At 69.1% G+C, this 24,122-nt stretch carries 23 protein-coding genes; 11 read left to right on the forward strand and 12 right to left on the reverse strand.

Annotated features, from left to right (window positions below):
• Nucleotides 1-17: 17 nt before the first annotated feature.
• The gene (locus F6B43_RS17560) at nucleotides 18-1,028 is read left to right on the forward strand and encodes a LacI family DNA-binding transcriptional regulator (RefSeq protein ID WP_150450312.1); all 1,011 of its coding nucleotides are present in this window, start codon (nucleotides 18-20) and stop codon (nucleotides 1,026-1,028) included.
• Nucleotides 1,029-1,088: 60 nt separating this feature from the next.
• On the opposite strand, the gene F6B43_RS17565 is transcribed toward F6B43_RS17560, so the two are convergent.
• Nucleotides 1,089-1,856, reverse strand: coding sequence for an IclR family transcriptional regulator (locus F6B43_RS17565; protein ID WP_246160036.1), 768 nt, complete (start codon nucleotides 1,854-1,856; stop codon nucleotides 1,089-1,091).
• Nucleotides 1,857-1,917: 61 nt separating this feature from the next.
• Between F6B43_RS17565 and hutH the strand changes: the two genes are divergently transcribed.
• The 3 genes from hutH to hutI all read left to right on the forward strand — a co-directional run bounded on the left by hutH (nucleotide 1,918) and on the right by hutI (nucleotide 6,469).
• A complete protein-coding gene (gene hutH / locus F6B43_RS17570) occupies nucleotides 1,918-3,567 on the forward strand; it encodes a histidine ammonia-lyase (protein WP_150450314.1) in 1,650 nt (549 codons plus the stop codon).
• 62 nt (nucleotides 3,568-3,629) lie between these two features.
• Nucleotides 3,630-5,294, forward strand: coding sequence for a urocanate hydratase (gene hutU, locus F6B43_RS17575; RefSeq protein WP_150450415.1), 1,665 nt, complete (start codon nucleotides 3,630-3,632; stop codon nucleotides 5,292-5,294).
• Nucleotides 5,291-6,469, forward strand: coding sequence for an imidazolonepropionase (gene hutI, locus F6B43_RS17580; RefSeq protein WP_150450315.1), 1,179 nt, complete (start codon nucleotides 5,291-5,293; stop codon nucleotides 6,467-6,469). The genes hutU and hutI overlap by 4 nt, the downstream gene beginning before the upstream one ends.
• A 5-nt stretch (nucleotides 6,470-6,474) precedes the next feature.
• Here the strand turns inward: hutI and F6B43_RS17585 are convergent, their stop codons facing one another.
• The 6 genes from F6B43_RS17585 to F6B43_RS17610 all read right to left on the reverse strand — a co-directional run bounded on the left by F6B43_RS17585 (nucleotide 6,475) and on the right by F6B43_RS17610 (nucleotide 11,732).
• A complete protein-coding gene (locus F6B43_RS17585) occupies nucleotides 6,475-6,954 on the reverse strand; it encodes a SixA phosphatase family protein (protein WP_246160037.1) in 480 nt (159 codons plus the stop codon).
• A complete protein-coding gene (locus F6B43_RS17590) occupies nucleotides 6,951-7,838 on the reverse strand; it encodes an agmatinase family protein (RefSeq protein ID WP_150450316.1) in 888 nt (295 codons plus the stop codon). Before F6B43_RS17590 ends, F6B43_RS17585 begins: the two co-directional genes overlap by 4 nt.
• A 9-nt stretch (nucleotides 7,839-7,847) precedes the next feature.
• Nucleotides 7,848-8,225: a gamma-glutamylcyclotransferase family protein gene (locus tag F6B43_RS17595; RefSeq protein ID WP_150450317.1), complete on the reverse strand. Its 378-nt coding sequence runs from the start codon at nucleotides 8,223-8,225 to the stop codon at nucleotides 7,848-7,850.
• An 18-nt stretch (nucleotides 8,226-8,243) separates the two neighbouring features.
• Nucleotides 8,244-9,515 carry a DUF445 domain-containing protein gene (locus F6B43_RS17600; protein ID WP_150450318.1) on the reverse strand — a complete coding sequence of 424 codons (1,272 nt, stop codon included), beginning with the start codon at nucleotides 9,513-9,515 and terminating at the stop codon, nucleotides 8,244-8,246.
• A 121-nt stretch (nucleotides 9,516-9,636) separates the two neighbouring features.
• Entirely contained in the window at nucleotides 9,637-10,797 is a 1,161-nt protein-coding gene (locus tag F6B43_RS17605; protein ID WP_150450319.1) for an acyl-CoA dehydrogenase family protein, read from the reverse strand.
• A 173-nt stretch (nucleotides 10,798-10,970) separates the two neighbouring features.
• On the reverse strand, nucleotides 10,971-11,732 hold the full coding sequence (locus F6B43_RS17610) for an alpha/beta fold hydrolase (RefSeq protein WP_150450320.1): 762 nt from the start codon (nucleotides 11,730-11,732) through the stop codon (nucleotides 10,971-10,973).
• 55 nt (nucleotides 11,733-11,787) lie between these two features.
• Here F6B43_RS17610 and F6B43_RS17615 point away from each other — a divergent pair, with 55 nt between their 5' ends.
• Nucleotides 11,788-12,192, forward strand: coding sequence for a pilus assembly protein CpaE (locus F6B43_RS17615; RefSeq protein WP_150450417.1), 405 nt, complete (start codon nucleotides 11,788-11,790; stop codon nucleotides 12,190-12,192).
• 106 nt (nucleotides 12,193-12,298) lie between these two features.
• On the opposite strand, the gene F6B43_RS17620 is transcribed toward F6B43_RS17615, so the two are convergent.
• Both F6B43_RS17620 and F6B43_RS17625 read right to left on the reverse strand, forming a co-directional pair.
• Nucleotides 12,299-13,216 (reverse strand): intradiol ring-cleavage dioxygenase, encoded by a 918-nt coding sequence (locus F6B43_RS17620; protein ID WP_150450321.1) that lies wholly within the window; start codon nucleotides 13,214-13,216, stop codon nucleotides 12,299-12,301.
• A 135-nt stretch (nucleotides 13,217-13,351) separates the two neighbouring features.
• Nucleotides 13,352-14,515 carry an MFS transporter gene (locus F6B43_RS17625; RefSeq protein WP_150450418.1) on the reverse strand — a complete coding sequence of 388 codons (1,164 nt, stop codon included), beginning with the start codon at nucleotides 14,513-14,515 and terminating at the stop codon, nucleotides 13,352-13,354.
• A 433-nt stretch (nucleotides 14,516-14,948) separates the two neighbouring features.
• Here F6B43_RS17625 and nrdH point away from each other — a divergent pair, with 433 nt between their 5' ends.
• Genes nrdH through budA form a run of 5 tightly spaced genes read left to right on the forward strand, consistent with a single transcriptional unit; the run spans nucleotide 14,949 to nucleotide 19,575 of the window.
• Nucleotides 14,949-15,185: a glutaredoxin-like protein NrdH gene (nrdH, locus tag F6B43_RS17630; RefSeq protein WP_150450322.1), complete on the forward strand. Its 237-nt coding sequence runs from the start codon at nucleotides 14,949-14,951 to the stop codon at nucleotides 15,183-15,185.
• A 5-nt stretch (nucleotides 15,186-15,190) separates the two neighbouring features.
• Nucleotides 15,191-15,682, forward strand: a complete 492-nt coding sequence (gene nrdI, locus F6B43_RS17635; RefSeq protein WP_150450323.1) for a class Ib ribonucleoside-diphosphate reductase assembly flavoprotein NrdI — start codon at nucleotides 15,191-15,193, stop codon at nucleotides 15,680-15,682.
• Nucleotides 15,664-17,844, forward strand: a complete 2,181-nt coding sequence (gene nrdE / locus F6B43_RS17640) for a class 1b ribonucleoside-diphosphate reductase subunit alpha (RefSeq protein ID WP_150450324.1) — start codon at nucleotides 15,664-15,666, stop codon at nucleotides 17,842-17,844. The genes nrdI and nrdE overlap by 19 nt, the downstream gene beginning before the upstream one ends.
• A 28-nt stretch (nucleotides 17,845-17,872) precedes the next feature.
• Nucleotides 17,873-18,850 (forward strand): class 1b ribonucleoside-diphosphate reductase subunit beta, encoded by a 978-nt coding sequence (gene nrdF, locus F6B43_RS17645; RefSeq protein WP_150450325.1) that lies wholly within the window; start codon nucleotides 17,873-17,875, stop codon nucleotides 18,848-18,850.
• Between the two features lie 26 nt (nucleotides 18,851-18,876).
• Nucleotides 18,877-19,575, forward strand: coding sequence for an acetolactate decarboxylase (budA, locus tag F6B43_RS17650; RefSeq protein ID WP_246160038.1), 699 nt, complete (start codon nucleotides 18,877-18,879; stop codon nucleotides 19,573-19,575).
• Nucleotides 19,576-19,586: 11 nt separating this feature from the next.
• Here budA and F6B43_RS17655 read toward each other — a convergent pair whose 3' ends face one another.
• Both F6B43_RS17655 and F6B43_RS17660 read right to left on the reverse strand, forming a co-directional pair.
• Nucleotides 19,587-20,342: an EI24 domain-containing protein gene (locus F6B43_RS17655; protein ID WP_150450327.1), complete on the reverse strand. Its 756-nt coding sequence runs from the start codon at nucleotides 20,340-20,342 to the stop codon at nucleotides 19,587-19,589.
• Nucleotides 20,343-20,347: 5 nt separating this feature from the next.
• A complete protein-coding gene (locus F6B43_RS17660) occupies nucleotides 20,348-22,054 on the reverse strand; it encodes an alpha-keto acid decarboxylase family protein (RefSeq protein WP_150450328.1) in 1,707 nt (568 codons plus the stop codon).
• An 82-nt stretch (nucleotides 22,055-22,136) separates the two neighbouring features.
• On the opposite strand from F6B43_RS17660, the gene F6B43_RS17665 reads away from it, so the two are divergent.
• A complete protein-coding gene (locus F6B43_RS17665; RefSeq protein WP_211368197.1) occupies nucleotides 22,137-23,711 on the forward strand; it encodes a carboxylesterase/lipase family protein in 1,575 nt (524 codons plus the stop codon).
• A gap of 20 nt (nucleotides 23,712-23,731) precedes the next feature.
• Here F6B43_RS17665 and F6B43_RS17670 read toward each other — a convergent pair whose 3' ends face one another.
• Nucleotides 23,732-24,103: a GNAT family N-acetyltransferase gene (locus F6B43_RS17670; RefSeq protein ID WP_150450330.1), complete on the reverse strand. Its 372-nt coding sequence runs from the start codon at nucleotides 24,101-24,103 to the stop codon at nucleotides 23,732-23,734.
• Nucleotides 24,104-24,122: the final 19 nt, after the last annotated feature.

Raw genomic sequence — 24,122 nt, forward strand, 5'->3', positions numbered from 1 at the left:
CCGGGAGGGGAGTCGGAATGTCGAAAGCGCCCACCGTCGACGACGTCGCGCGTGTCGCCGGGGTCTCGCGTCAGACCGTCTCGAACGTCGTGAACTCGCCGGCGATCGTGCGCGAGGCCACGCGCGAGCGCGTCGAACGCGCCATCACCGAGCTCGGGTATCGCCCGCACGCCGCCGCCCGGCAGCTGCGCACTCGACGAAGCTCCACGATCGGCGTGCATCTGGATCCCTACGCGGGAGGCATCTCGGGCGTCGTACTGGACCGCTTCGTCCACGCCCTCACCGAACGGGCGACCGAGCGCGGTATGCGCCTCCTCGTCTTCGCCGCCCGCACACCCAATCAGGAGATCGAGCGGATGGCCGACCTGCTCGACGGCGGCGAGGTCGACGCGGTCGTGATCACGGGAACGTTCCACGGCGACCCCCGAACCGACTGGCTCTCCCAGCGCGGCGTTCCGTTCGTCTCGTTCGGGCGCCCGTGGGGGGTGGACGACGTCGCAGAGCCCGCCCACCTCTGGGTCGATGTCGATGGCGCGGCGGGAACCCGTGCCGCCACCATCCACGCCCTGAGGGCCGCGGGGCGCGATGTCGCGTTCCTGGGCTGGCCCGAGGGCTCGGGTACGGGGGATGATCGTGAGCGCGGCTGGCGCGAGGCGATGCGGGATGCGGGGGCCACCGGCATCCGGCTTTCCGCGGAGGAGAATGTCAGCGCTGCGCGGACGGTCGTCGCTCGCGCCCTCGACGGTGACGACGAGGTCTCGGCGATCGTCGCGGCGAGCGATGTCCTCGCGATCGGCGCGCAGCTTGCAGCCTCCTCGCTCGGGCGTGCGGACGTGCGGGTCTACGGCTTCGACAACACACCGGCGGCCGAGGCGCTGGGGATCAGCAGCGTGGAGCAGCTTCCCGAGAGAGTCGCCGCGGGCGCGCTGGAACTGCTGATGGGGCCGACGGGAAGCGTCGTCGCACCCCAGGAACCGGCGGCGGGCTCGGCGCACGTTCTGGTGGAACCTCGCCTGATCGTGCGCTGAGCCCGGGGTCGGACCGCCGTCGGAGCGCGAGTCGATCGACGCTCCGCTCGATCGGGCTCGTCAGATCGGACGTCCGATCCGGCGCGAGAGCTCTGCCGCCGCGTGCGAGACGGCCTCTATCAACGGGGCGGTGTCGACTTCGCGCTCACCGGGATAGGTGGTGGCGAACGCGGCGGCGGGCCATCCGGCATGGTCGCGCACGACGGCGGCCACCGAACACAGCCCGAGCGTGACCTCACCGTCCTCCGACGCGTAACCGCCGGCCCGCGTCCTGCGCAGGACGTCGCGGAGTTCACCCGGCGTTCGCGGCCCCCGTCCTGTGCGGTCGGCGAAGGCCGACGCATCCGGATACAGCGCACGCACCTGCTCGCGGGAGAGCGCGGCGAGCATTGCACGACCCGACGCGGTCAGGTGGGCGGGGAGCCGGACGCCGACATCGGTCACCAGCGCGGGGCGCCGCGGCGCGCGCTCTTGCACGATGTAGAGCACGTCGCGGCCGGTCATGACTGCGAGGTGGGCGCTCTCGCCCGTGCGGTCGGCGAGCGCGGCAACGAGCGGACGGCCGAGACGTGCGAGCGGCTGCTGCCGCGCGAAGCCGCCGGCCAGCTCGAACGCCGCCGTGCCCAGGCCCCATCGGCGCTCCGCGACGACATGCACGACGAACCCGTGCTGTTCGAGTGCGCCGAGGAGGTGGTACACGCTCGACCTCGGAATGCGGAGGGCGCTCGCGAGGGTCCGTGCAGAGACGGGGCCGGGCTGACGCGACATGTGCGCGAGGATCCGGAGGGTCTGATCCGCGGCGGGGACCTGAGGGCTCTTGTCTGGCATACCAGACAAAGAATGCCATAACCCCATGTTCCCGGCGCGCACGCGGGTGTGGACTCGACGCATGAACACCGCGTCCTCACCGACCGCTCCCACCGGTACCGGGGCAGAGGCTCGCACCACCGTCGTGGTGGGCGCCGACCCGTTGCGAGCCGCCGACGTGGTCGCCGTGGCGCGCCACGGCGCACGGGTCGAGATCGATCCGGCCGCCCTCGTGCGGGTCGCCGCCACTCGCGCACTGATCGAGTCGCTCGCCGACGACCCGGCCCCGCACTACGGCATCTCGACGGGGTTCGGCGCGCTCGCGACGACGTTCATCGCTCCCGAACGCCGGCGCCAGCTGCAGGCGAGTCTGATCCGCTCGCACGCGGCCGGCACGGGGCCGGAGGTCGAGGAAGAGGTGGTTCGCGCACTGCAGCTCCTGCGACTGCAGACGCTCGCCACCGGGCGTACCGGAGTGCGCCCGGTCGTCGTGCAGACCTATGCGTCGATGCTCAATTCGCGGATCTCCCCCGTCGTCCGGGAGTACGGGTCGCTCGGCTGCTCGGGCGACCTGGCACCGCTCGCACACGTCGCCCTCGCGGCGATGGGCGAAGGCGAGGTGCGGGTACCCGCCGGCGCCGACGGTGGCGGCCCGGTTGCGGCATCCGCCGCCCTCGCCGATGCCGGTCTCGCGCCCCTCGAGCTCCGCGAGAAGGAGGGCCTCGCGCTCATCAACGGCACGGACGGGATGCTCGGGATGCTGCTCCTCGCCCTCGACGATCTCTCCATGCTCCTGGACACCGCAGATGTCGCGGCGGCGATGTCGATCGAGAGCCAGCTGGGCACGGATGCCGTCTTCGCCGCCGACCTCATGGCGCTGCGTCCGCAGACCGGGCAGACCGCCTCGGCCACGCGGCTCCGCAGGCTGCTGGCCGGGTCGCCGATCATGGCCAGTCACCGCGATCCCGCCGTCTGCACCCGCGTGCAGGACGCGTATTCGCTGCGGTGCTCTCCGCAGGTGCACGGCGGCGCACGAGACACGGTGGAGCACGCACGGATCGTCGCGACCCGTGAGCTGGCCGCAGCCGTCGACAATCCGGTGGTGACGGTCGACGGACGCGTTGAATCCAACGGCAACTTCCACGGAGCGCCGATCGCGTACGTGCTGGACTTCCTCGCGATCGTCGTGGCCGACGTCGCATCGATCTCGGAGCGGCGCACCGACCGCGCCCTCGACCCCGCGCGGAGCAACGGACTGCCGCCCTTCCTCGCCGACGAGGTGGGGGTGGATTCCGGCATGATGATCGCCCAGTACGCCGCGGCCGGGATCGTGTCGGAGCTCAAGCGACTCGCGGTTCCGGCATCCGTCGACTCGATCCCCTCGAGCGCGATGCAGGAAGACCACGTGTCGATGGGCTGGGCCTCTGCTCGCAAGCTGCGGCGAGCGATCGACGGACTCTCGCGGGTGCTCGCGATCGAGCTGCTGACAGCCTCGCGCGCACTCGACCTGCGCTCCCCGCTGGTGCCCGCGATGCCGACGGGTGCGGTGCGCGACCTGGTGCGCACCCGCGCCGGCGGGCCCGGCCCCGACCGGTTCCTCTCGCCCGAGATCGAGGCCGTCACCGACCTCGTCGCCTCGGGCACGGTGAGCGCCGCCGCCGACGCCGCCCTTGCGCGAGGTCCGGGTGGCGCGGCTTCGGAGATCCGCCCCGACGCGGAGCCCGCGTCATGATCGGATCCGAGGCACCCCAGATCGCCGAAGAACCGTCTGCCGTCGTCATCGAGGAGGCCCGCATGATCACCCCCGAAACCACCCCCGCGCACCCCGTGCGCGCCCCTCGCGGCAACGACAGAACCGCGCAGAGCTGGGGTGCCGAGGCAGCCAAGCGCATGCTCATGAACAACCTCGATCCGGAGGTCGCCGAACATCCGGAAGATCTCGTGGTGTACGGCGGCACGGGCAAGGCCGCACGCAGCTGGGCCGCGTACGAGGCGATCATCCGCACGCTCGACGAGCTCGCACCCGACGAGACACTGCTGGTGCAGTCCGGCAAGCCCGTGGGCGTGTTCCGCACCCACGAGTGGGCGCCGCGCGTGCTCATCGCCAATTCGAACCTGGTAGGCGATTGGGCGACATGGCCCGAGTTCCGTCGCCTCGAGGCGCTCGGACTGACCATGTACGGCCAGATGACCGCGGGCTCGTGGATCTACATCGGGACGCAGGGCATCCTGCAGGGCACCTACGAGACCTTCGCCGCCGTCGCACGCTCGCTCGGTCGTGACGACCTGGCCGGAACCCTCACCCTGACCGGAGGCTGCGGCGGGATGGGCGGCGCACAGCCGCTCGCGGTCACGATGAACGGCGGGGTGGTGCTCATCGTCGACGTCGACGAATCGCGCCTCGCCCGCCGCGTGGAGCACGGGTACCTCGACCAGTACACGACCGATCTGGACGCGGCGGTGGAGCGTGCCATGGCAGCGAAGGCGAGGGGCGAGGCACTCAGCGTCGGTGTCGTCGGCAACGCCGCCCTGGTCTTTCCTGAACTCCTGCAGCGCGGCATCCCGATCGACATCGTCACCGACCAGACCAGCGCGCACGACCCGCTCGCGTACGTTCCGGTCGGGATCGCCGTCGAGGATGCCGCCGCCGCGGCGGCCGACGATGCCGAAGCGTTCACCATCCGTGCGCGCGGGAGCATGGCGAAGCAGGTGGCCGCGATGGTGGGATTCCAGGATGCCGGAGCCACCGTCTTCGACTACGGCAACTCGATCCGCCGCGAGGCCGAGCTGGGCGGATTCACCAGGGCATTCGAGTTCCCCGGCTTCGTGCCCGCCTACATCCGTCCGCAGTTCGCCGAGGGGCGCGGTCCTTTCCGATGGGTCGCGCTGTCGGGCGACCCCGACGACATCCGCAAGACGGACCGGGCGGTGATCGATCTGTTCCCCGATGACGTGGGCCTTCGGCGCTGGATAGAGCAGGCGGGCGAGAAGGTGCATTTCGAGGGTCTGCCGGCCCGCATCTGCTGGCTCGGCTACCGGGAGCGCCATCTGGCCGGGTTGAAGTTCAACGAGATGGTGGCGTCGGGCGAACTGTCAGCGCCCATCGTGATCGGCCGCGACCATCTGGATGCGGGCTCGGTCGCCTCGCCCTACCGTGAGACGGAGGCGATGGCCGACGGCTCGGACGCGATCGCCGACTGGCCGCTGCTGAACGCTCTGCTGAACACGGCCAGCGGGGCCTCCTGGGTCTCGATCCATCACGGTGGAGGGGTCGGCATCGGCCGCAGCATCCACGCGGGTCAGGTGACGGTCGCCGACGGCACCGCGCTCGCCGCGGAGAAGCTCGAACGTGTCCTGACCAACGACCCGGGCACGGGTGTGATGCGGCACGTCGACGCCGGTTACGAACGGGCCAAGGAGGTCGCGCGGGACCGCGGCTTGAAGGTGCCGATGCTGTGACTGCGACGCTGATCACCGGCATCGGCGAGCTGACGACCAACGTCGGAGCGGCGGGCGACCCGTGCGGGACACGGCACGACGCCGCCGTGCTGATGGACGGCGGTCGCATCGAGTGGGTCGGCTCCGCCGCCGACGCGGCGGTGGGCGCCTCCGTGCAGATCGTCGATGCTCGGGGGCGGGCCGTCATACCCGGGTTCGTCGACAGTCACACCCATGTCGCCTTCGGCGGCGATCGCGCAGACGAGTTCGAGGCGCGCATGGCCGGGACGCCCTATGCCGCCGGAGGCATCCGGCGCACGGTCGCGGCGACGCGCGCGACATCCGACCACGAGCTGCGCGAGCGTATCGCCGGATTCGTGCGGGAGATGAACGAGCAGGGCACGACGTCCATCGAGATGAAGACGGGGTACGGCCTCACGGTCGCGGACGAGGCCAGGCTGGTGCGGCTCGCCGCCGAAGTCACGCCCGAGGTCACGTTCCTGGGTGCGCACGTGGTCCCGGCCGAGTACGCCGACCGGCGTGAGGAGTATGTCGAGCTGGTCTGCGGGCCGATGCTGGCGGCCTGCGCTCCCCACAGTCGCTGGATCGACGTGTTCTGCGAGCGCGGGGCCTTCACCGTGGAGGAGTCTCGCAGGGTTCTGACGGCGGGTATCGCTGCAGGACTCATGCCGCGCGTGCACGGCAACCAGCTCGGCCACGGCGACGGCGTGCGACTCGCGATCGAGATGGGCGCGGCATCCGTGGATCACTGCACGTACCTCGACGATACGGACGTGGCGGCTCTCGCCCGATCCGGCACGGTCGCCACGCTGCTGCCGGGGGTCGAGTTCTCGACCGGTCAGCCGTACCCCGATGCCCGTCGTCTGATCGACGAAGGGGTGACGGTCGCGCTGGCCAGCGACTGCAATCCGGGTTCGAGCTTCACCAGCTCGATGCCCTTCATGATCGCGCTCGCCGTGCGAGAGATGCGGATGACGACCGCGGAGGCGGTCTGGGCCGCGACAGCCGGGGGAGCACGTGCACTTCGCCGCGACGATATCGGCGCGATCGCACCCGGTATGCGCGCCGACCTCGTGCTGCTGGCAGCGCCCAGCCGGGTTCATCTCGCCTACCGTCCGGGCGTGCCGCTGGTCGAGCGTGTGTGGAAGGACGGGGTCCCGCTGTCGCGCGGGTGATCAGATCAACGCGGACTGTCGAAGGTCCAGGATGCCGGGGCCGACGCCCCGGCGACGTCCCAATCGTCGTCATCCCAGGCGAAGGCCGCGACCGCGCACGTCGGCATGTGCCCGATGCCGTCGCCGGAGAGCCGCTCGGCCAGCACGGTCATACCCGGGTCGTGCGCGACGACGAGCACGCTGCGCGCTCCGGTCGCCTCGGCCTTGGCCCACAGCATCGCGGCCGTGGCCCCGTAGAGCTCATGATCCAGTGACACGGCGGTTCCGAGGGCCGCAGCGAACGCCTCGGCGGTCGTCCGTGCGCGCAACGCCGTGCTGGCGATGATCACGTCCGGGCGGAAGCCCGTGCGGGCGAGCCGATCAGCCATGGCCGGAGCATCCCGCATCCCGCGATCGTTCAATGGGCGATCGTGATCCGAGAGTGCGGCATCGCCCCAGTCCGATTTGGCGTGGCGCACCAGGACGAGCCGGATGCCGGCGCTCACGAGCGGACCCCCAACCCGGCGAGCAGCTCCAGCACGCACAGTGCGGCGAGCCGGACGGTGCGCCCGTCCGCGGCATCCGCCGTCGCGTCCACCTCGACGATGTCGGCGCTGCCCAGCGCAGCGTCGGTGGCCGCCGCGCGCACCAGGGCGCGCAGCTCCCACGCGGCCAGGCCGCCCGGAACGCTGGCCGGGCACGCGGGCGCCACCGACCGGTCGCACACGTCGACGTCGATGTCGAGATGCACGGGACCGCCGCCCCTGCGCGCGACAGTGAGAGCCTCGGCCATCACCTCATCCACTCCTCGGCGCCGGACCTCATCCACCGTGATCACCGTGATGCCCAGCTCGGCCGCGCGACGGGCGTACGCGGCGGAGTTCGCGAAGTCCGAGATGCCGACCTGCACCACACTGCCCGGATCGAGACCCCCCTCGACCAGCCGGCGCACCGGTGAGCCGTTGGACACGCCGTCACGCAGATCGAAATGCGCATCGAGCGTGATCAGACCGGTCGCACCGGAGCCTCGTGCGGTCGGCACTGTCGCACTGTTGTCGCCGCCCAGGGCGATCACGAGTCGCGCCTGAGCACGCAGCTCGGCGATGCGCTCCCGCGCGGAGGACTCTCCGGTCTCGCCGTCCGGTTCTCGGATGTCACCGGCGTCCGCGACCCGCAGCGTGCCCAGATCGATCGGTCCTCCGACGAGTGCGGGACTGTATCTGCGCAGCGCTGCGCGGATGGCCGCGGGAGTCTCGTGCGCGCCCGTCGGCGAGATCGATGTTCGCCAGGTCGGAACGCCGACGACGACCGCGTCGAGCTCGCGGTCGGCATCGGTCACAGCGGGCCAACCGCCGGCTCGCGGCCACCGTTCGTCGTGCGGAAGAGTCACGATTCGACGCTACTGCGCGACGCCTGCCTGGTCGGGCAGGCCTGCCGTGACGTAGGCGAAGGCGTGCGCGCCGCTCGCGAGTACGACGGGGATGCGACGGTAGAGCGACACTTCGTACTCATCGGCGGCGTCGAGCTCATCCTCGGTGAGGTGCAGCACCTGCCCGGTCACCTTGTCGAGGGCGTTGCCGGTCGCACGGACGATCGGATGGGTCGCCAGGCGCGAGACCTCGACGACGCGGGGGTCGGAGATCACCGTGTAGTCCACCGTGTAGCCGGGCAGCACGCCGTCCTCGCTCTGGACGATGCGCCCGAACGTGTCGAGCTGGACGGCGGGATCCTGGAGCGTCCCGTAGCTGAAGAGGAGCTGATCGGCGGTCGCGGCCACGGGATCAGGCTAGCGGGGTCATCCGAGGAAGGCGTGAGCAATGCTGAAAATGACCAGACCCGCCAGAGCGCCGACGATCGTGCCGTTCAGGCGGATGTACTGCAGGTCGCGCCCGACCATGAGCTCGATCTTCTCCGTCGTCTCCGCCGGGTCCCACCGCTCGACGGTATCGGTCACGATCGACGCGATGTCGTGCCGGTAGCGGTCGACGAGGAACACGGCGGCCTGGGTCACCCAGCCGTCGACGCGGCGCTGGAGCGCAGCATCCGTCGCCAGTCGTCCGCCGACTTCGGAGAGCGCCGTGGTGGCGCGCGCGCGCAGGCTGCTCTGCGGATCGGCGAGCGAGTCGAGCAGGCCGTTCTTGGTGGTGTTCCACGCGGTCGCGGCGAGCTCGCGGACCCGCGGACTGTCGAAGATCGCGATCTTCGCGTCTTCGAGTCGTCCGATCGTGGCAGGGTCGTGCTCGAGACCGTCGGCGAGCCGCGCCAGGTAGCCGTCGATCGCGTGTCGGGCGGGATGATCGGGGTCGGCGCGCACCGCGGCGACGAACTTGACCGCCTCGTTGTAGATGGTGTCGTCGACGAGGCGGTGCGCGATCGATGGGACCCATGCGGGGAGCCGGCGGGAGACGAGGCCGGCGAAGGCGTCATGATTGTTCGCGAGCCAGACCGAGATGTTGTCGGCGGCGAGGTCGACGGCGGCGTGGTGGGCGCCCGAGTCGACGATCTTGCCGAGCCACGCGCCGACGGGCGGGCCCCACTCGGGCAGGATGAGGTGCTCGCGGGCGAGGTCCTCGATCACGTCTCGCACATCGTCGTCGCTCAAGGCTCGCAGCACGCCCGCCGCCATTGTCGAGCCCTCGGCGGCGACCCGCGCCGCGTGGGCCGGTTCGCGCAGCCACTCGCCGAGCCGTGCCGAGATCGCGGTGGCCTCGAGCTTGGTCTGCACGACCTCGGCCGACAGGAAGTTGGTTTCGATGAACTCGCCCAGCGTGCGGCCGATCTCGTCCTTGCGGTTCGGGATGATCGCTGTGTGCGGGATCGGCAGGCCGAGGGGATGCCGGAACAGCGCCGTCACCGCGAACCAGTCGGCCAGGGCTCCCACCATGCCGCCTTCGGCGAACGCTCGGACGTACGCGAGCCACGGGTACTGGCCCTGCAGCGCGAACGAGATGACGAAGAGCACCGCCATGAAGACGAGGCCGGCCAGCGCGACGCCCTTCATCACCCGGAGGCCGCGCCGTCGCTCCTGATCAGCTGCGCTCAGCAGGGCGGTGGGAGTGCGACTCATCCGGTCATCCTCGCATGGGGGCCTTCGTGGCCGGGTCGGGTTCCCTCCGTCGGAGGATTGTGCGTACGTCGGGGGATTCGTCCAGAATCCTCCGACATCGGCCCGATCCTCCGACGTTTCGTCAGGACTCGAGGGGGCCCAGCCATGCCGACGCGACGGTGGAGTGCGCCGACTCGGGGTCGGACGGGTGGAACATCCCGGCCAGCACATCGCGGTACAGGCGGCCGAGCTCGCTGGATGCGAAGTACGACGAGCCGCCCGCGACGAAGACGGCCTGATCGACGACGTCCTTGGCCATCGTCACGGCGCGGTGCTTGATGCCGGACAGCAGCGAGAACCACCGGGCGCCGTGGTCGGCGCGCGCGTCGACATCGCTCGCGAGGGCGTTCAGCTGCGGGGGCAGGGCGTCGTAGGCGAGGGCCATCTCGGCGATGCGCCAGCGGATATCGGGATCTTGGCTGTAACGCTTCCCCGTCCGCTTGGACGTGCGTTTGCCCGCGGTCTCGACTGCGAGGTCGAGCGCGCGCCGGGCGATGCCGGTGTAGACGGAGGCGAGCAGGATCTCGAAGACACTGAAGATGCCGAAGACGATCGGGTCGGGGTTGGGGCCCGGGGCGATCCGGCGGACGACCCGATCCGCCGGAGCGATCGCGCCGTGCAGCTCGGTGGTACGGCTCTGGGTGCCCCGCATGCCGACGGTGTCCCAGTCGTCGCGGGTGACGACCTCGTCGGTGCGGGGCACGAAGGCGTACACCATCCGCGGCGCATCGGGCGAGGTCGTATCCAGGCCGTGCAGGCCCAGCTGGGTCCAGACCGGAGAGAGCGAGGTGAAGATCTTCGTGCCGGTGAACGCGTACGATCCGTCGGGGCGGGGCGCAGCATCCGTATCGCTCCCGAAGAGCACGAGGTCGTTGCCGGCCTCGCTGATGCCGAAGGCGAACACCTCGCCGGCCGCGGCGCCCGTCTGCACGAACGCGAGGTCGTCGATACCGCGGTCCTGCAGCACCTTCGCGACACCCGTCCACACGAGATGCATGTTGATCGCGAGCGCCGTCGCGGGGGCGGCGCCGGCGAGGCGCTGTTGGAGCACGGATGCCTCGGCAAGGCTCAGCCCGGGGCCTCCGCGGTCTTCGGGCACCAGGATCGCGAGGTAGCCCGCCGCCGTCAGCTCGGCGAGGTCGGCGTCGGGGAAGGTGTTGTCGCGGTCGTGCACGGCGGCACGGGAGCGGATGCGCTCGAGCAGGTCGTCCGGGAGGTACACGGTCGGGTCGAAGTCGGTCACCCCCTCATTCTCCCGCGGGTCGGAAGCCAGTGGCCGGTTCGGGGCCGAGGTGTGCGGCGCAGACCGGACATCTCGGAGGATGGATGGTGCAGGAGTCGGCCTGTGGTGCGATCTGGGCGCATCGCGGGCCCCTTGGTCCTCTCGGATGTCCGGGTTGCGCGGAAGCCGCGGGGTCAGGCCTCGAGGATCCGCAGGAATTCGGCGATCGTGGCCTCGGGCCGATCACGGTGCGGGGAGTGGCCGGTGCCCGCCACGAACGAATAGTCGATACGCGGGTTAGCGGCGCGCAGCGCGTCGAGGCGCTCGCCCCAGTAGATGCTGTACACCGCAGGGTCGGAGCCGAGGACGTGCGTCGGGACGTCGAGGGCGCCGGCCGCCGCCGTGACGTCCCACGGCTGATTCTGCGCGCTGGTCTGCTCCACCGCCCAGCGGCTGACCTGGTGCGCAGCGGTGGCCTTCATCTCGATGTCGTGCTCGTGCCAGCCCGGGTGCGCAGCCCGCACCGCAGATTCGCTCGGGTCGGCGAACGTCTCGAGCTGGCTCGCACGCACGATCTCGAGGTCACGGGGGGTGGGCCTGATCGCCGGGTCCACCAGGACGAGGCGATGCGCCCAGGACGGATGCTCCGCCGCGGCCACGACCGCGGCGGCACCGCCGAGGGAGTGCCCGACGACCAGGTCCCAGGCGCCCCCGTCGCCCGGCGCGGTCGCCGCCACGTCGGCGGCATACGCGGCGATGGAGTAGTCCAGCGCCCGCGGCCCCACCCCGTGTCCGCGGAGGTCGACCGCGACGGCATTCCAGCCCGCATCCGCGAGCGCCACCCCGTACCGCCACATCAGAGCGCCGTTCGAGCCCAGGCCGTGGACGAGAAGCGCGCGGCGCGCGGAGGAGGGATCGCCCCACGACAGGCGGGGGAGAGTGAGGGGTGCCGTCATGCCTCCAGCGTACGAGCGCGCCGAGCGCCCCGGCATCCGGGCGATGATGGTTGGCATGATCTCAACGGAATCGGCACTCGCGCTCCGCGCGGCGGGCCTGGTGTGGCATCCGCGCTCGGGCGATCGGTTCCAGCTGAACGAACCGGAATTCGACGCCGACGTCTTCACCGTGAGCGAGATGACGATCGAGCCGCGCGAGTACTCGACGGGCAAGATCCTCTCGTTCAACGGCACGACCGAGTGGGCGCTGGACTCGGTCGCGCTCGAGGACGCGCTCTGGCTGCCGCACGAGAGCCAGCTGCGCGAGCTGCTGAGGTCGGGCTTCCGCTCGTTGCGGCGCCTCGCCGACACCTACGAGGTCGAGGTCGAGGTGCGAGGCGAGACGTTCGTGTTCGAGCATCCCGAACCCGCCGATGCCTACGCGCTCGCCGTGCTGGAGCTGCTCCGCCGCATCGCCTGAGCGCCCGCTCGATCGTCGGAGAATCGGTCGGATGTCGGAGGATCTGGCCGATATTCGCCGACACCGGCGCGACTATCCGACATTCGATGCCCTGCGCTGAGGCCGGTCAGACCCCGATCGTCAGGGCGGCCGTGTAGCCGGATGCGACCGAGCCCGACATGGTCGCGATCTGGTGGATGCCGCCGTCGTCGCCGAAGACGTTGTCGGTCTGCAGCGATATCTGCGCGAGGTTGCGGATGCTCTGCTCGTACCCGCTCGTGGCGTACACCGTGTCGTCGACCTCGGCGGGGAGGGCGATCTGCGACGTCTTGACGATCGGGCCGGATGCGACCGCGGTCGCGACATCGTCGTACACCTCGAAGTGGATGTGCGGCCAGCGGCCCGAGTAGCAGGCGGGGTAGATCGAGGTGAAGGTCACGGTGCCGTTGGCGTCGGTCGCCTGAACGCCGCGCAGGTAGTTCTCGTTCTCCAGACCCTTGCTGTACAGCGAGTAGTTGCCGCTCTGGTCGCAGTGCCAGAGGTAGACGCCTTTCCCGGCGAGGGCGGTGCCGGTCGCGGCATCCCGCACCGTGAGCGCGATCGTGAGGGGCACGCCCGCCGCGACCGTCGTCGACGAGCCGAAGCTCGAACGGATGTCGCTGCGCACGATCCCCGAGTCGTCGAGCACGTTGACGCCGTTCGACCCGTCGGCGGGGTAGGGGCCGCCCGTCTCGTCCGGGACGGCGGTGAGAGGGCCGGATGCTGCGGCCGTCGCCGACGGCGTGTTCGAGGGCGTCGGAGTCGGTGTGGGTGTGGCGGTCGCGGTCGCGGTGGGCGTCGTCTGGGCCTCCGCCGTGGCGCCGCAGGCGGCCAGGAGCGAGGTCAGCGCGACGCCGCCGAAGATGCCGAGCGCGCGGCGGCGGTTCACGAGCGTCTGGACGTCGTAGACGAGGCCGCGGTGGTCTTCGTCGATCGGGTCGCCGTTCGCGTCGAGCCAGCGCGGGTCGGTGTCGCGCGGCGTGGGGGTGTCTCGTTCGCGTGTCATGGCTCCACGACACCAAGCTCGCCTATGCGGCTGCTATGCCCCTGCTATCGGCTCCGCCAGGGCCTCTCACCTGTCACGACGCGTCCTGCGGCGGCGCCGCGAACCGCCCGGTGCCTCAAGCGGCCCGGAATGACGTCACGAGGGGACGGTGCCGATCGGAGCGGTGTCGGGGATCGGGGCCGCGTCGCGGTGGCGCAGATCGGGGAAGCCGCGCACGAACAGGACGGCGACGGCGAAACCGACGAACGCGAATGCCGTAGCGGCCCAGTACGCGCCCTGCGGCCCGACGCCGTCGATGAGGAACCCCGCGATCGCCGATCCGGCGGCGGCGCCGATGAGCTGACCCGTGCCGATCCAGCCGAAGGCCTCCGGCGTCTCGCTGAACTTCACGCTCGCCGAGGTCATCGCGAAGATCACCGCGAGCGCGGGCGCGATGCCGATGCCCGCGAGGATCAGGGTGCCGCCGATCCACCAGACGTTCAACGAGATCATCGTGAACGAGAGGCCCACGGTGACAACGGCAAGACGTCGGGCCATCGCCCAGCGCCCGATCGGGATGTGCCCGAACGTGAGACCGCCGGCGAGGCTGCCGATCGAGAATACGGCGAGCACGATGCCCGCCTCGAGCCCGCCGTGGCCGAACGTCGCCACCACCCCCGCCTCAACGGCCGAGCATGCGCCGATCAGGAGGAATCCGATGACCGTCGCCAGGAGCACCGGCGCCTTGGTCAGCACCTTGCCCAGGCTCCGCCGGCTGCGCGGGATGCGGACCCGGCCGACCTCCGGCGAGAGGATGAACCACGATCCGCCCCCGATGAGGATCACCACGATCAGCAGCAGTGCCTGCACCGTGCCGACCTGCGTCGCAACGAGCGTGATCACGACCGGGGCCACGATCCAGATGATCTCCTGCAGCGAGGCGTCCAGCGAGAACAACGGCGTGAGCTGGCGCGAGTTGACCATCTTGGGATAGATCGTGCGCACCGCGGACTGCACGGGCGGCGTCGAGAGCCCCGCCACGGCGCCCAGTGCCATGTAGCCGGCCAGTGCCATCGGCACGAGCGCGATCGTCGTGATCGACAGCGCGCAGATGACGAGCGTCGTGGTCAGCACGCGCCGCATGCCCCACACGCCCATCCACCGGCTGGTCACCGGCCCTGCGATCGCCTGCCCGACCGACGTCGCCGCGAGCACCAGGCCGGCCGCGCCGTACGAGCCGGTCACGTGCTCGATGAACAGCAGCAGCGCGAGGCTCGTCATGCCGTTCGGGAACCGCGCGGTGAGCTGCGCCGCGATGATCCGGGCCACGCCGGTTGTGCGCAGCAGATCCCGATACCCCGCCGATGCCGCCACCGCTCCACGCTATCCGTACGGGGCGCGCTCCGCGACACGCCGCGACACGCCGCGACACGCCGGGCGCGCACAGAACGGCAGTTTCCACAGGGGCTGCGTGTCGGTGGGTGGCTCTAGCGTGTGAGCCTGTGGAGGGATGCTGTCGCAGCATCCGAAATCCCGGTGATTCAGGGTTTTTTCAGGTTCGAAGCGATCTCGCCGCCTGTGGATGAAACGGTGGACAACCTGTGTTGTATCTGGGGAGAGCGGTGCAAAATGACACCGATGTAACTACTAGCCCTTGTGGTGCTATCCAACGTCGGTACCCATATGTAGTATTGCTATCCCGGCGGGGGTTCGCCGGTGAACATCAGGATTTGAGGGGGAGAGAAGGGTCGATATGGCTACCATCACCGTTTACACCAAGCCTTCTTGCGTGCAGTGCACCGCGACGTACCGGGCACTGGATTCCAAGGGCATCGAGTACGAGATCCACGACCTGTCGCAGGACGCTGACGCGCTCGAGCAGGTCAAGGCACTGGGCTATCTGCAGGCCCCTGTCGTCATCACCGACGAAGACCACTGGTCGGGCTTCCGTCCCGACAAGATCGACGAGCTCGCCGCCCGCCTGGCTTGATCCCCATGGCGACCGTGGTGGCAGAGCGTCACGCGGTCGCCGATGCGGAGGCCGCGGCGCCGCTGATCGTCTATTTCTCGAGCGTGTCGGGCAACACGGCACGCTTCGTGGAAAAGCTTCAGAACGCAAAGCCTCAGCGGCAGACGGGTTCTCCCGCGCTGCGGATCCCGCTTCACGCGGGGGATGCTCCGCTCCGGGTGACCGAGCCGTTCGTGCTCGTCACTCCGACCTACGGCGGGGGACAGGGCAGGGGCGAAGAGCGGGGCGCTGTTCCCAAGCAGGTCATCCGCTTCCTCAATGACGAGGGCAACCGCTCCCTGCTGCGGGGAGTCATCTCCGCAGGAAACACCAATTTCGGCGAGGCGTTCTGCCTCGCCGGAGAGATCATCAGCCGCAAGTGCCACGTGCCGCACCTGTATCGGCTCGAGCTGTTCGGCACGCCCGAAGACGTGGATCGCGTGAGCGAAGGATTGGAACGATGGTGGAAGCTGCAGTGAAAGAGACCGTGACGACGGGCACGGCGACAGGGGACTTCAAGCACGAGGCGCGGTTCGAGGGCATGGATTACCACGCGCTCAACGCGATGCTCAACCTGTACGACGCGAACGGGAAGATCCAGTTCGACGCCGACAAGCGCGCCGCGCGGGAGTACTTCCTGCAGCACGTGAACCAGAACACCGTGTTCTTCCACTCGCTCAAGGAACGTCTCGACTACCTGGTCGAGAAGCAGTACTACGAAGGCGCCGTGCTCGAGAAGTACTCGTTCGACTTCATCCAGCGCCTCAACGACCTCGCGTACTCGAAGAAGTTCCGGTTCGAGACCTTCCTCGGCGCGTTCAAGTACTACACGAGCTACACGCTGAAGACCTTCGACGGCAAGCGCTACCTCGAGCGTTTCGAAGACCGCGTCGTGATGACCGCCCTCGGCCTCGCCGACGGCGATGAGAAGCTCGCCACCGATCTGGTCGAAGAGATCATCTCGGGCCGCTTCCAGCCGGCGACCCCGACGTTCCTCAACTCGGGCAAGGCGCAGCGCGGCGAGCTCGTGTCGTGCTTCCTGCTCCGCATCGAAGACAACATGGAGTCGATCTCGCGCGGCATCAACTCGTCGCTGCAGCTGAGCAAGCGCGGCGGCGGCGTGGCCCTTCTCCTCTCGAACATCCGCGAGGCCGGTGCCCCGATCAAGCAGATCGAGAACCAGTCCTCGGGCATCATCCCCGTGATGAAGCTCCTCGAAGACAGCTTCAGCTACGCCAACCAGCTCGGCGCTCGACAGGGCGCCGGTGCGGTGTACCTCAGCGCGCACCACCCCGACATCATGCGTTTCCTCGACACGAAGCGCGAGAACGCCGACGAGAAGATCCGCATCAAGACGCTGTCGCTCGGTGTCGTCGTGCCCGACATCACGTTCGAGCTCGCCAAGAACGGCGAAGACATGTACCTCTTCTCGCCGTATGACGTCGAGAAGGTCTACGGAGTGCCGTTCGGTGACATCTCGGTGACCGAGAAGTACCGCGAGATGGTCGACGACGCGCGCATCAAGAAGACGAAGATCAACGCGCGCGAGTTCTTCCAGACGCTGGCCGAGATCCAGTTCGAGTCGGGCTACCCGTACATCATGTTCGAAGACACGGTGAACAAGGCGAACCCGATCAAGGGCCGCATCAACATGTCGAACCTCTGCAGCGAGATCCTGCAGGTGAACACGCCGACCACGTACAACGAAGACCTCTCGTACGCCCAGATCGGCAAAGACATCTCGTGCAACCTCGGCTCGATGAACATCGCACTGTCGATGGATGCTGCTGACCTGGGTCAGACCGTCGAGACGGCCATCCGCGCGCTCAGCGCGGTGAGCGAGCAGAGCCACATCGCGTCGGTGCGCTCGATCGAGGACGGCAACGACCGTTCGCATGCGATCGGCCTCGGCCAGATGAACCTGCACGGCTACCTCGCCCGCGAGCACGTGTTCTACGGGTCGGAAGAGGGCCTGGACTTCACGAACATCTACTTCTACACCGTGCTGTTCCACGCGCTGCGCGCGTCGAACAACCTCGCGATCGAGAAGGGCGAGGCCTTCGACGGGTTCGAAGACTCCACGTACGCCAGCGGCACGTTCTTCGACAAGTACATCGAGCGCGCCTGGGTCCCCGAGACCGAGAAGGTCAAGGAACTGTTCGCCGGCAAGCACATCCCGACCCAGGCGGACTGGTCGGCGCTGCGCGAGAGCATCCAGAAGCACGGCATCTACAACCAGAACCTGCAGGCCGTCCCGCCCACGGGATCGATCTCGTACATCAACAACTCGACGAGCTCGATCCACCCGATCGCGTCGAAGATCGAGATCCGCAAGGAAGGCAAGCTCGGCCGCGTGTACTACCCGGCGGCGTTCATGACGAACGACAACCTGGAGTACTACCAGGACGCCTACGAGATCGGCTACGAGAAGGTCATCGACACGTACGCTGCGGCCACGCAGCACGTCGACCAGGGACTGTCGCTGACGCTGTTCTTCAAAGACACCGCCACCACGCGCGACATCAACAAGGCGCAGATCTACGCGTGGCGCAAGGGCATCAAGACGATCTACTACATCCGCCTGCGGCAGATGGCCCTCGAGGGCACGGACATGTCCGAGTGCGTCAGCTGCATGTTGTGATCGACAACAAATTAGACCGAGGATTCTGATGACCCCTGAGAAGCTCAAGCTCGTCGACCGTGTGCAGGCGATCAACTGGAACCGCATCGAGGACGATAAAGACGTCGACGTGTGGAACCGGCTCGTCAACAACTTCTGGCTGCCCGAGAAGATCCCGCTGTCCAACGACATCCAGTCGTGGAACACCTTGACCCCCGACGAGCAGTTGCTCACGATGCGCGTCTTCACCGGGCTGACGCTGCTCGATACGATCCAGGGCACGGTGGGCGCGGTGTCGTTGATCCCGGATGCGATCACCCCCCACGAAGAGGCCGTCTACACGAACATCGCGTTCATGGAGTCGGTCCACGCGAAGAGCTACTCCTCGATCTTCTCGACGCTCGCGTCGACGAAGGAGATCGACGAGGCGTTCCGCTGGTCTGTCGAGAACCCGAACCTTCAGAAGAAGGCTCAGATCGTCATGGAGTACTACCAGGGCGACAACCCGCTCAAGCGCAAGGTCGCCTCGACCCTGCTCGAGAGCTTCCTCTTCTATTCGGGCTTCTACCTGCCGATGTACTGGTCGTCGCACGCGAAGCTGACCAACACCGCCGACCTGATCCGCCTCATCATCCGCGACGAGGCCGTGCACGGGTACTACATCGGCTACAAGTTCCAGAAGGGCCTCGAGAAGGTTTCGGAGGCCGAGCGCGACGAGATCAAGGACTACACGTTCTCGCTGCTCTACGAGCTCTACGACAACGAGATCCAGTACACGCAAGACCTCTACGACGGCGTCGGCCTCACGGAAGACGTCAAGAAGTTCTTGCACTACAACGCGAATAAGGCGCTGATGAACCTCGGCTACGAGGCGATGTTCCCCGAGACCGTGACGAACGTGAACCCGGCGATCCTGTCGGCGCTCTCGCCGAACGCCGACGAGAACCACGACTTCTTCAGCGGCTCCGGGTCGTCGTACGTGATCGGCAAGGCCGAGGCGACGTCCGACGAAGACTGGGACTTCTGATCTCAACGAACCTGACCACCGACGCGGTGACCCAGTTCGCCGTCCTCGACGCGCTGCTGGCCGGGGCGTATGAATCGGGCATCACCGTCGCGGAGGTGCGCGATCGCGGAGATTTCGGGATCGGATGCTGTGAGCACCTCGGCGGCGAAGTCATCATCCTCGACGGCGCGGTGTACGAATGCACCGTCGACGCTCCGCCGGCGCGTATGGCCGACGACGACATCCTTCCGTTCGTCGACGTGTGCCCGTCGCGCGACGTGCCGGGCGTCGACGTCGTCGACGCCGACCTGCCGGCGCTGACCGCCGCGATCGAGTCAGAGCTCGTCAGCCGCAACCTGTTCCACGCCGTGCGCGTCGACGGTGTGGTCGCGACGCTGCGGATCCGCGTGACGCGGCGGCAGCAGCATCCGTACCGGCCGCTCGCCGACGTCACCCGCGACCAGGTCGAGACCGAGCTGGCCGGCATCCGCGGAACACTCGTCGGGTTCTGGGCGCCGTCGATCTACCAGGGCATCACGGTCGCGGGGCTGCACCTGCACTTCCTGGCCGACGACCGGAGCGTCGGTGGCCATGTGCTGGAGGCGACCATCGGAGTGGGGCAGCTGAGGGTGGTCGCGTATCCGCGCTTCCACCTGCACCTGCCGACCGACCCGCACTTCCTGCGCACGGAGCTCACGCACGACGATGATCACCGCATCGTCACCGTCGAAGGCGGGGCGCGCTGAGTCGGCAGTCGTCAGCCGGATGCTGTCGAGCCGACCCGTTCCGGTTCCCCGAGCACGCTGTGCGCGAGGAGCGATGACCCCGCGACGGCCGCCGGCATCACGATGACCGCGCCGAGCGGCACCAGGAAGCAGAGCTGGGTCGCGACGCCGAAACCGAGCACGCGGCCGCGGTGCGCGCGCAAGAGGGCGCGCCGGGACCGTGCATCCAGGCCTCGAGCAGTGAGGGCGCGCGACGACAGTTCGTCGGCGATGAGCCACCCGGCCAGGGCCGTGCCGATGATCGCGGCGAGGACGCTGCCGACGACGGGGACGAACCCGATGAGCCCGGCCGCGAGTGCGACGAGCACGCCGCGGGCGATGAGGCTCAGCCCGTCGGCGACCGAGCGCCAGAACCCGTAGCGGCCGTCGGGCACAGCTCCGCCGAGGTCTGTCTCGACCGCCCGCCAGATCCGGTCGTAGAACGGTTCGCCCACGATGAGGGTGAGGGCCGTGAAGGTCACCGCGGCGACCACGATCGCCGCACCGAAGACCGCGGTGCCGACGGCGACGCGCAGCAGTGTCGACCAGAAGCCGGGCCAGCCGTCTGCGAACGGCGTCAGCCCGTCGGCGATGGCCGGAGCCTCGACGCCGAGCACGATGAGGCCGCCGAGCAGCACGACACTCACGATCGCTGCGGGCAGGAGTCCCCGCGCCATCACCCAGGGCCGGCGGCGCCACCAGCCGAAGCCGCGGAGCAGCATCCCGATTCCGTTCCCGAACTCGCGCATCGCCCTCAGCGTGCGGTTGTCGTCGCCGCTGCCGGGCGGTTCGCAGCTGCCGCAGCCGCGGCGACGGCGCGGAGCACGGGCGGAACGTCTCCGGCGGGCGTCACAGCCTGGATGAGGGTGAGCCCATCGGCCTCGCGGGCGGCGGCGAGAGCGGCCGCCAGTGCGCCGACCGAATCGACGCGTTCGCCGTGCGCGGTGCCGGCCGGATCCATCGCCCGCATGAGTGCGACCCAATCCCATCGGGCGATGTCGTTGTACTCCTCCTGCAGGCCGTGGATCACCCGCTCGACGGCGTAACCGGCGTTGTCGACGACCACGATGATCGCGGGGATGCGGTGGCGGAGGATCGTGCCGAGCTCCGCGATCGTGAGCTGGGCCGCTCCGTCGCCGATCAGGAGCACCGGTCGGCGCTCCGGGCGGGCGAGCGCCGCGCCGAGCAACGCAGGGAGCGTGAAGCCGATCGACGCCCACAGCGGCTGGCCGATGAGCGTGACATCGTGCGGAAGCCGGTGCCCGGCGATTCCGTAGAACGAGGTTCCCTGGTCGGCCAGAACCGTGTCGCCCGCGCGCAGGAACGCGGTGACCTGCTGCCACAGCGTCGCCTGCGACAGCCTCGCATCGAGGGCGGCCTCGCGCCCCGCTTCGGCGGCGACGTTCGGTGTCGCGGGGTGGACCAGCTGCAGATGGGCGTGGGCGTCGATGACCGCGGCGGTCACGGCATCCAGCGCGTCTGCCATCGCGAGCGGTTCGAACCGTTCGTCGGCGATGCGGGTCGACTCACCGCGGATGTCGATCGTGCGGCCGAGATCGATGTGCTGCGAGAAGAAGCCGCTCGTCAGATCGGTGAACTGCACGCCCGCCATCACGAGCACGTCGGAATCTTCGATCACGGTCCGCACGGCCGTGTCACTCGCCGTGCCGAGGTACGACCCGAGGTACGCGGCCGCGGACTCGTCGACCACGCGCCTGCCCCACAGAAGCGTGGCGTGTCGCACGCCCTCGCTGAGGAGGCGGTGCAGTGCGTCCTGCGCGTCGAGACGTGCGACCAGGATGTCGGCGAGCGCGGCGATGCTCCGCGCCGAGGCGAGCCGTTCAGCGACCGCGGAGCGGAAGCGGTCGAGCACCGCAGGATCGGTGATCGACGGATGCTCGGGCAGAGGCCCGGTCGCGCGCTCGGCGGCCAATTCGGAGACGTCGGCGGGGATCACGAGGTACCCGGGCAGGCGGCGATCGCGCGTCGCCGTGATCACCCGGTCGATCTCGGCCGTCGAAGTCGCCGCCGAATCGGCCCCCGACAGGACGGCCTGGACAGCGGTCACCTCGGCCGTCATGCGTGCGAAGTGCGCGAAGTCGCCGTCGCCCAGGGAGTGGTGGGTGGCTCGCCCCGCCGCCTGGGTCGCGGTGGTCGGCGCCCCGACCACGTGGAGGACGGGCACGTGCTCGGCGAAGCTCCCGGCGACCGCATTGATCGCCGACAGTTCACCCACCCCGAACGTGGTGCTCAACGCTGCGAATCCGTTGAGTCGCGCGTAGCCGTCGGCCGCATATCCGGCGCCGAGCTCGTTCGCGCACCCCACCCACTCGATGAGCGGATGTGCCTCGACGTGGTCGAGGAAACCGAGGGTGAAGTCGCCGGGCACCCCGAACAGATGCCGGACCCCGACCTCCGCCAGGCGGTCCAGGAGGTGGTCGGCCACGGTGTATTCACTCATGAGACCACCCAACCACCTCAGAGCTCGCACTTCGGGAACATCTCCGGAGTCGCGGTGTCAGGGGTGTGCGAGCATGACGAGAGTGAGCATCCCCCTCCTCCCCGCCGACGGTCCGGTCGTGCGGGTGACCGGCGGCGACGTGCGAGGGCTGCGCGCTGCGGAGCCGGACGGGATCGATTCGTGGCGCGGCATCCCGTATGCGGCGCCACCGGTCGGCGAACTGAGGTTTCGCGCTCCCGCTCCCGTCGTGGCCTGGTCGGGCATTCGCGACGCGACATCGTTCGGTCTCATGGCATCTCAGCAGGGTCCGGTTCGAGTAGCGCGCTCCACGTCTGTGGCGCCATCCTCGGGGGAGGACTGCCTCACGATCAACGTGCACGCACCCGCGGAGCGCGGCAGCAAGCCGCTCCCGGTGATGGTGTTCATCCACGGCGGCGGCTACACCGCGGGCTCATCACGTGACTTCTCGGGTCAGGGCGAAGAATTCGTCCGCACCGGGCGCGTGGTCTTCGTCAGCTTCAACTACCGACTCGGTGCGCTCGGCTACCTGGACTTCACGCGCTACGCGAGCCGGCAGCATCCGTTCCAGAGCAATCTGGGTCTGCGCGATCAGGTGGCAGCTCTGCGCTGGGTGCGAGACAACATCGCGGCGTTCGACGGCGACCCCAATCAGGTCACCGTCTTCGGCGAGTCGGCCGGAGGGAACGCCGTCACGACCCTCATGGCCGTGCCCGCGGCGCGGGGGTTGTTCGCGCGTGCGATCGCGCAGAGCCCGCCGCCCCACTCGGTGTACGCGCGCAAGGCCACCGGGCAGTGGGCGGGGGAGTTCGTCGGGATGCTGCGGCAGATCGTGAGCCGCCGTCAGGGCGCCGGCTCATCGGTGACACGCGACGTTCCGGCCCTCCTCGCCGGCGCCTCGACGGTCGATCTGCTCGCCGCCGCGGAGATCCTCCGCGTGCGCACGCCGATCACCTACCCCGGTGCGTTCCCGTTCGCGCCCGTCGTGGACGGGGACTTCCTTCCGGAGAGCCCTCTCGTCGCGTTTCGCGAGGGCCGGGCGCACAGGATCCCGCTCATCGTCGGCACGAACGACCGCGAAGGCTCGATCTTCCGGGGCCGCGTCGACATCCTGCCGCGGACGCCCGCGCGTATCCGAGCCCTGTTCGCGCGCGCCCCAGAGACGTCGCACGCCCCGATGCGGGCGGCATACCCGGGCATTCCCGGTCGGCGGTCGGGTGCCGACTTCGGCGCGGACTACGGCTTCTGGTACCCCAGCACGCGTGTCACTGATTTCCACTCGCGGTACGCCGCGACCTTCGCGTACCGGTTCGATTTCGCTCCTCGTCTGCTCAAACTCGTCGGTCTGCACGCCACGCACGGCGTCGAGATGTTCGCACTGTTCGGTCGCGCGGACGAACCGATCGCGCGAGCCATGACATCACTCGGCGGCTATGAGCAGTACGTCGCGGCCGGTGAGCGGATGCGCGGGTTCTGGCTGAACTTCGCCGAGCGTTCGGAGCCCGGCCCCGAGTGGCCGTGCTACAGCGAAGCCACCCGATCCACACTCATCATCGACGCCGTCGACAGGGTCGTCGACGATCCTCGCGCCGTTCGCCGGCGTGCATGGAACGACTTCCTGCCGGAGCTCGCCGGCTGAGCGAACGCACGTATCGCGAATCAGTCGCGGCCCGGCAGCTCCTGCAGCGTCCACCGGTTTCCGTCAGGGTCGGCGAACGTGACGAATCGGCCCCACGCCTGCTCGTCGACGCCGTCGGCCTCGGCGCCCACCTCGCGCAAGTGCGCGAGCGCCTCGTCGGCATCCGGTACGACGACCTGGATCGTGTTCTGCTGTCCGGGTTCGAGCGTGATGCCCAGCCCCTCGCCGAACGCGATCGAGCACGCAGAACCCGGGGGAGTCATCTGCACGAACCGCAGCCCCTCGAACGGCACCTGGTCGTGGTCGGCATGGAATCCGATCCGCTCGTAGAACTCTTTGGCTGCGTCGACATCCGTCACCGGGACGAAGATGAGTTCGATCTTCCAGTCCATGATTGTCTCCTCTGAGGGG

Origin of the sequence: Microbacterium rhizomatis, from assembly GCF_008710745.1 — a bacterium.
GTDB classification, from domain to species: domain Bacteria; phylum Actinomycetota; class Actinomycetes; order Actinomycetales; family Microbacteriaceae; genus Microbacterium; species Microbacterium rhizomatis.

Coding starts and splice junctions, on each gene's coding strand:
- hutH (WP_150450314.1), top strand. CDS start 1,918: ATGAACACCGCGTCCTCACCGACCGCTCCCACCGGTACCGGGGCAGAG.
- nrdE (WP_150450324.1), top strand. CDS start 15,664: ATGGTGGAAGCTGCAGTGAAAGAGACCGTGACGACGGGCACGGCGACA.
- F6B43_RS17670 (WP_150450330.1), bottom strand. CDS start 24,103: ATGGACTGGAAGATCGAACTCATCTTCGTCCCGGTGACGGATGTCGAC.
- F6B43_RS17565 (WP_246160036.1), bottom strand. CDS start 1,856: ATGCCAGACAAGAGCCCTCAGGTCCCCGCCGCGGATCAGACCCTCCGG.
- F6B43_RS17615 (WP_150450417.1), top strand. CDS start 11,788: ATGATCTCAACGGAATCGGCACTCGCGCTCCGCGCGGCGGGCCTGGTG.
- F6B43_RS17560 (WP_150450312.1), top strand. CDS start 18: ATGTCGAAAGCGCCCACCGTCGACGACGTCGCGCGTGTCGCCGGGGTC.
- F6B43_RS17655 (WP_150450327.1), bottom strand. CDS start 20,342: ATGCGCGAGTTCGGGAACGGAATCGGGATGCTGCTCCGCGGCTTCGGC.
- hutU (WP_150450415.1), top strand. CDS start 3,630: ATGATCACCCCCGAAACCACCCCCGCGCACCCCGTGCGCGCCCCTCGC.
- F6B43_RS17600 (WP_150450318.1), bottom strand. CDS start 9,515: ATGAGTCGCACTCCCACCGCCCTGCTGAGCGCAGCTGATCAGGAGCGA.
- F6B43_RS17610 (WP_150450320.1), bottom strand. CDS start 11,732: ATGACGGCACCCCTCACTCTCCCCCGCCTGTCGTGGGGCGATCCCTCC.
- F6B43_RS17660 (WP_150450328.1), bottom strand. CDS start 22,054: ATGAGTGAATACACCGTGGCCGACCACCTCCTGGACCGCCTGGCGGAG.
- F6B43_RS17620 (WP_150450321.1), bottom strand. CDS start 13,216: ATGACACGCGAACGAGACACCCCCACGCCGCGCGACACCGACCCGCGC.
- nrdF (WP_150450325.1), top strand. CDS start 17,873: ATGACCCCTGAGAAGCTCAAGCTCGTCGACCGTGTGCAGGCGATCAAC.
- nrdH (WP_150450322.1), top strand. CDS start 14,949: ATGGCTACCATCACCGTTTACACCAAGCCTTCTTGCGTGCAGTGCACC.
- nrdI (WP_150450323.1), top strand. CDS start 15,191: ATGGCGACCGTGGTGGCAGAGCGTCACGCGGTCGCCGATGCGGAGGCC.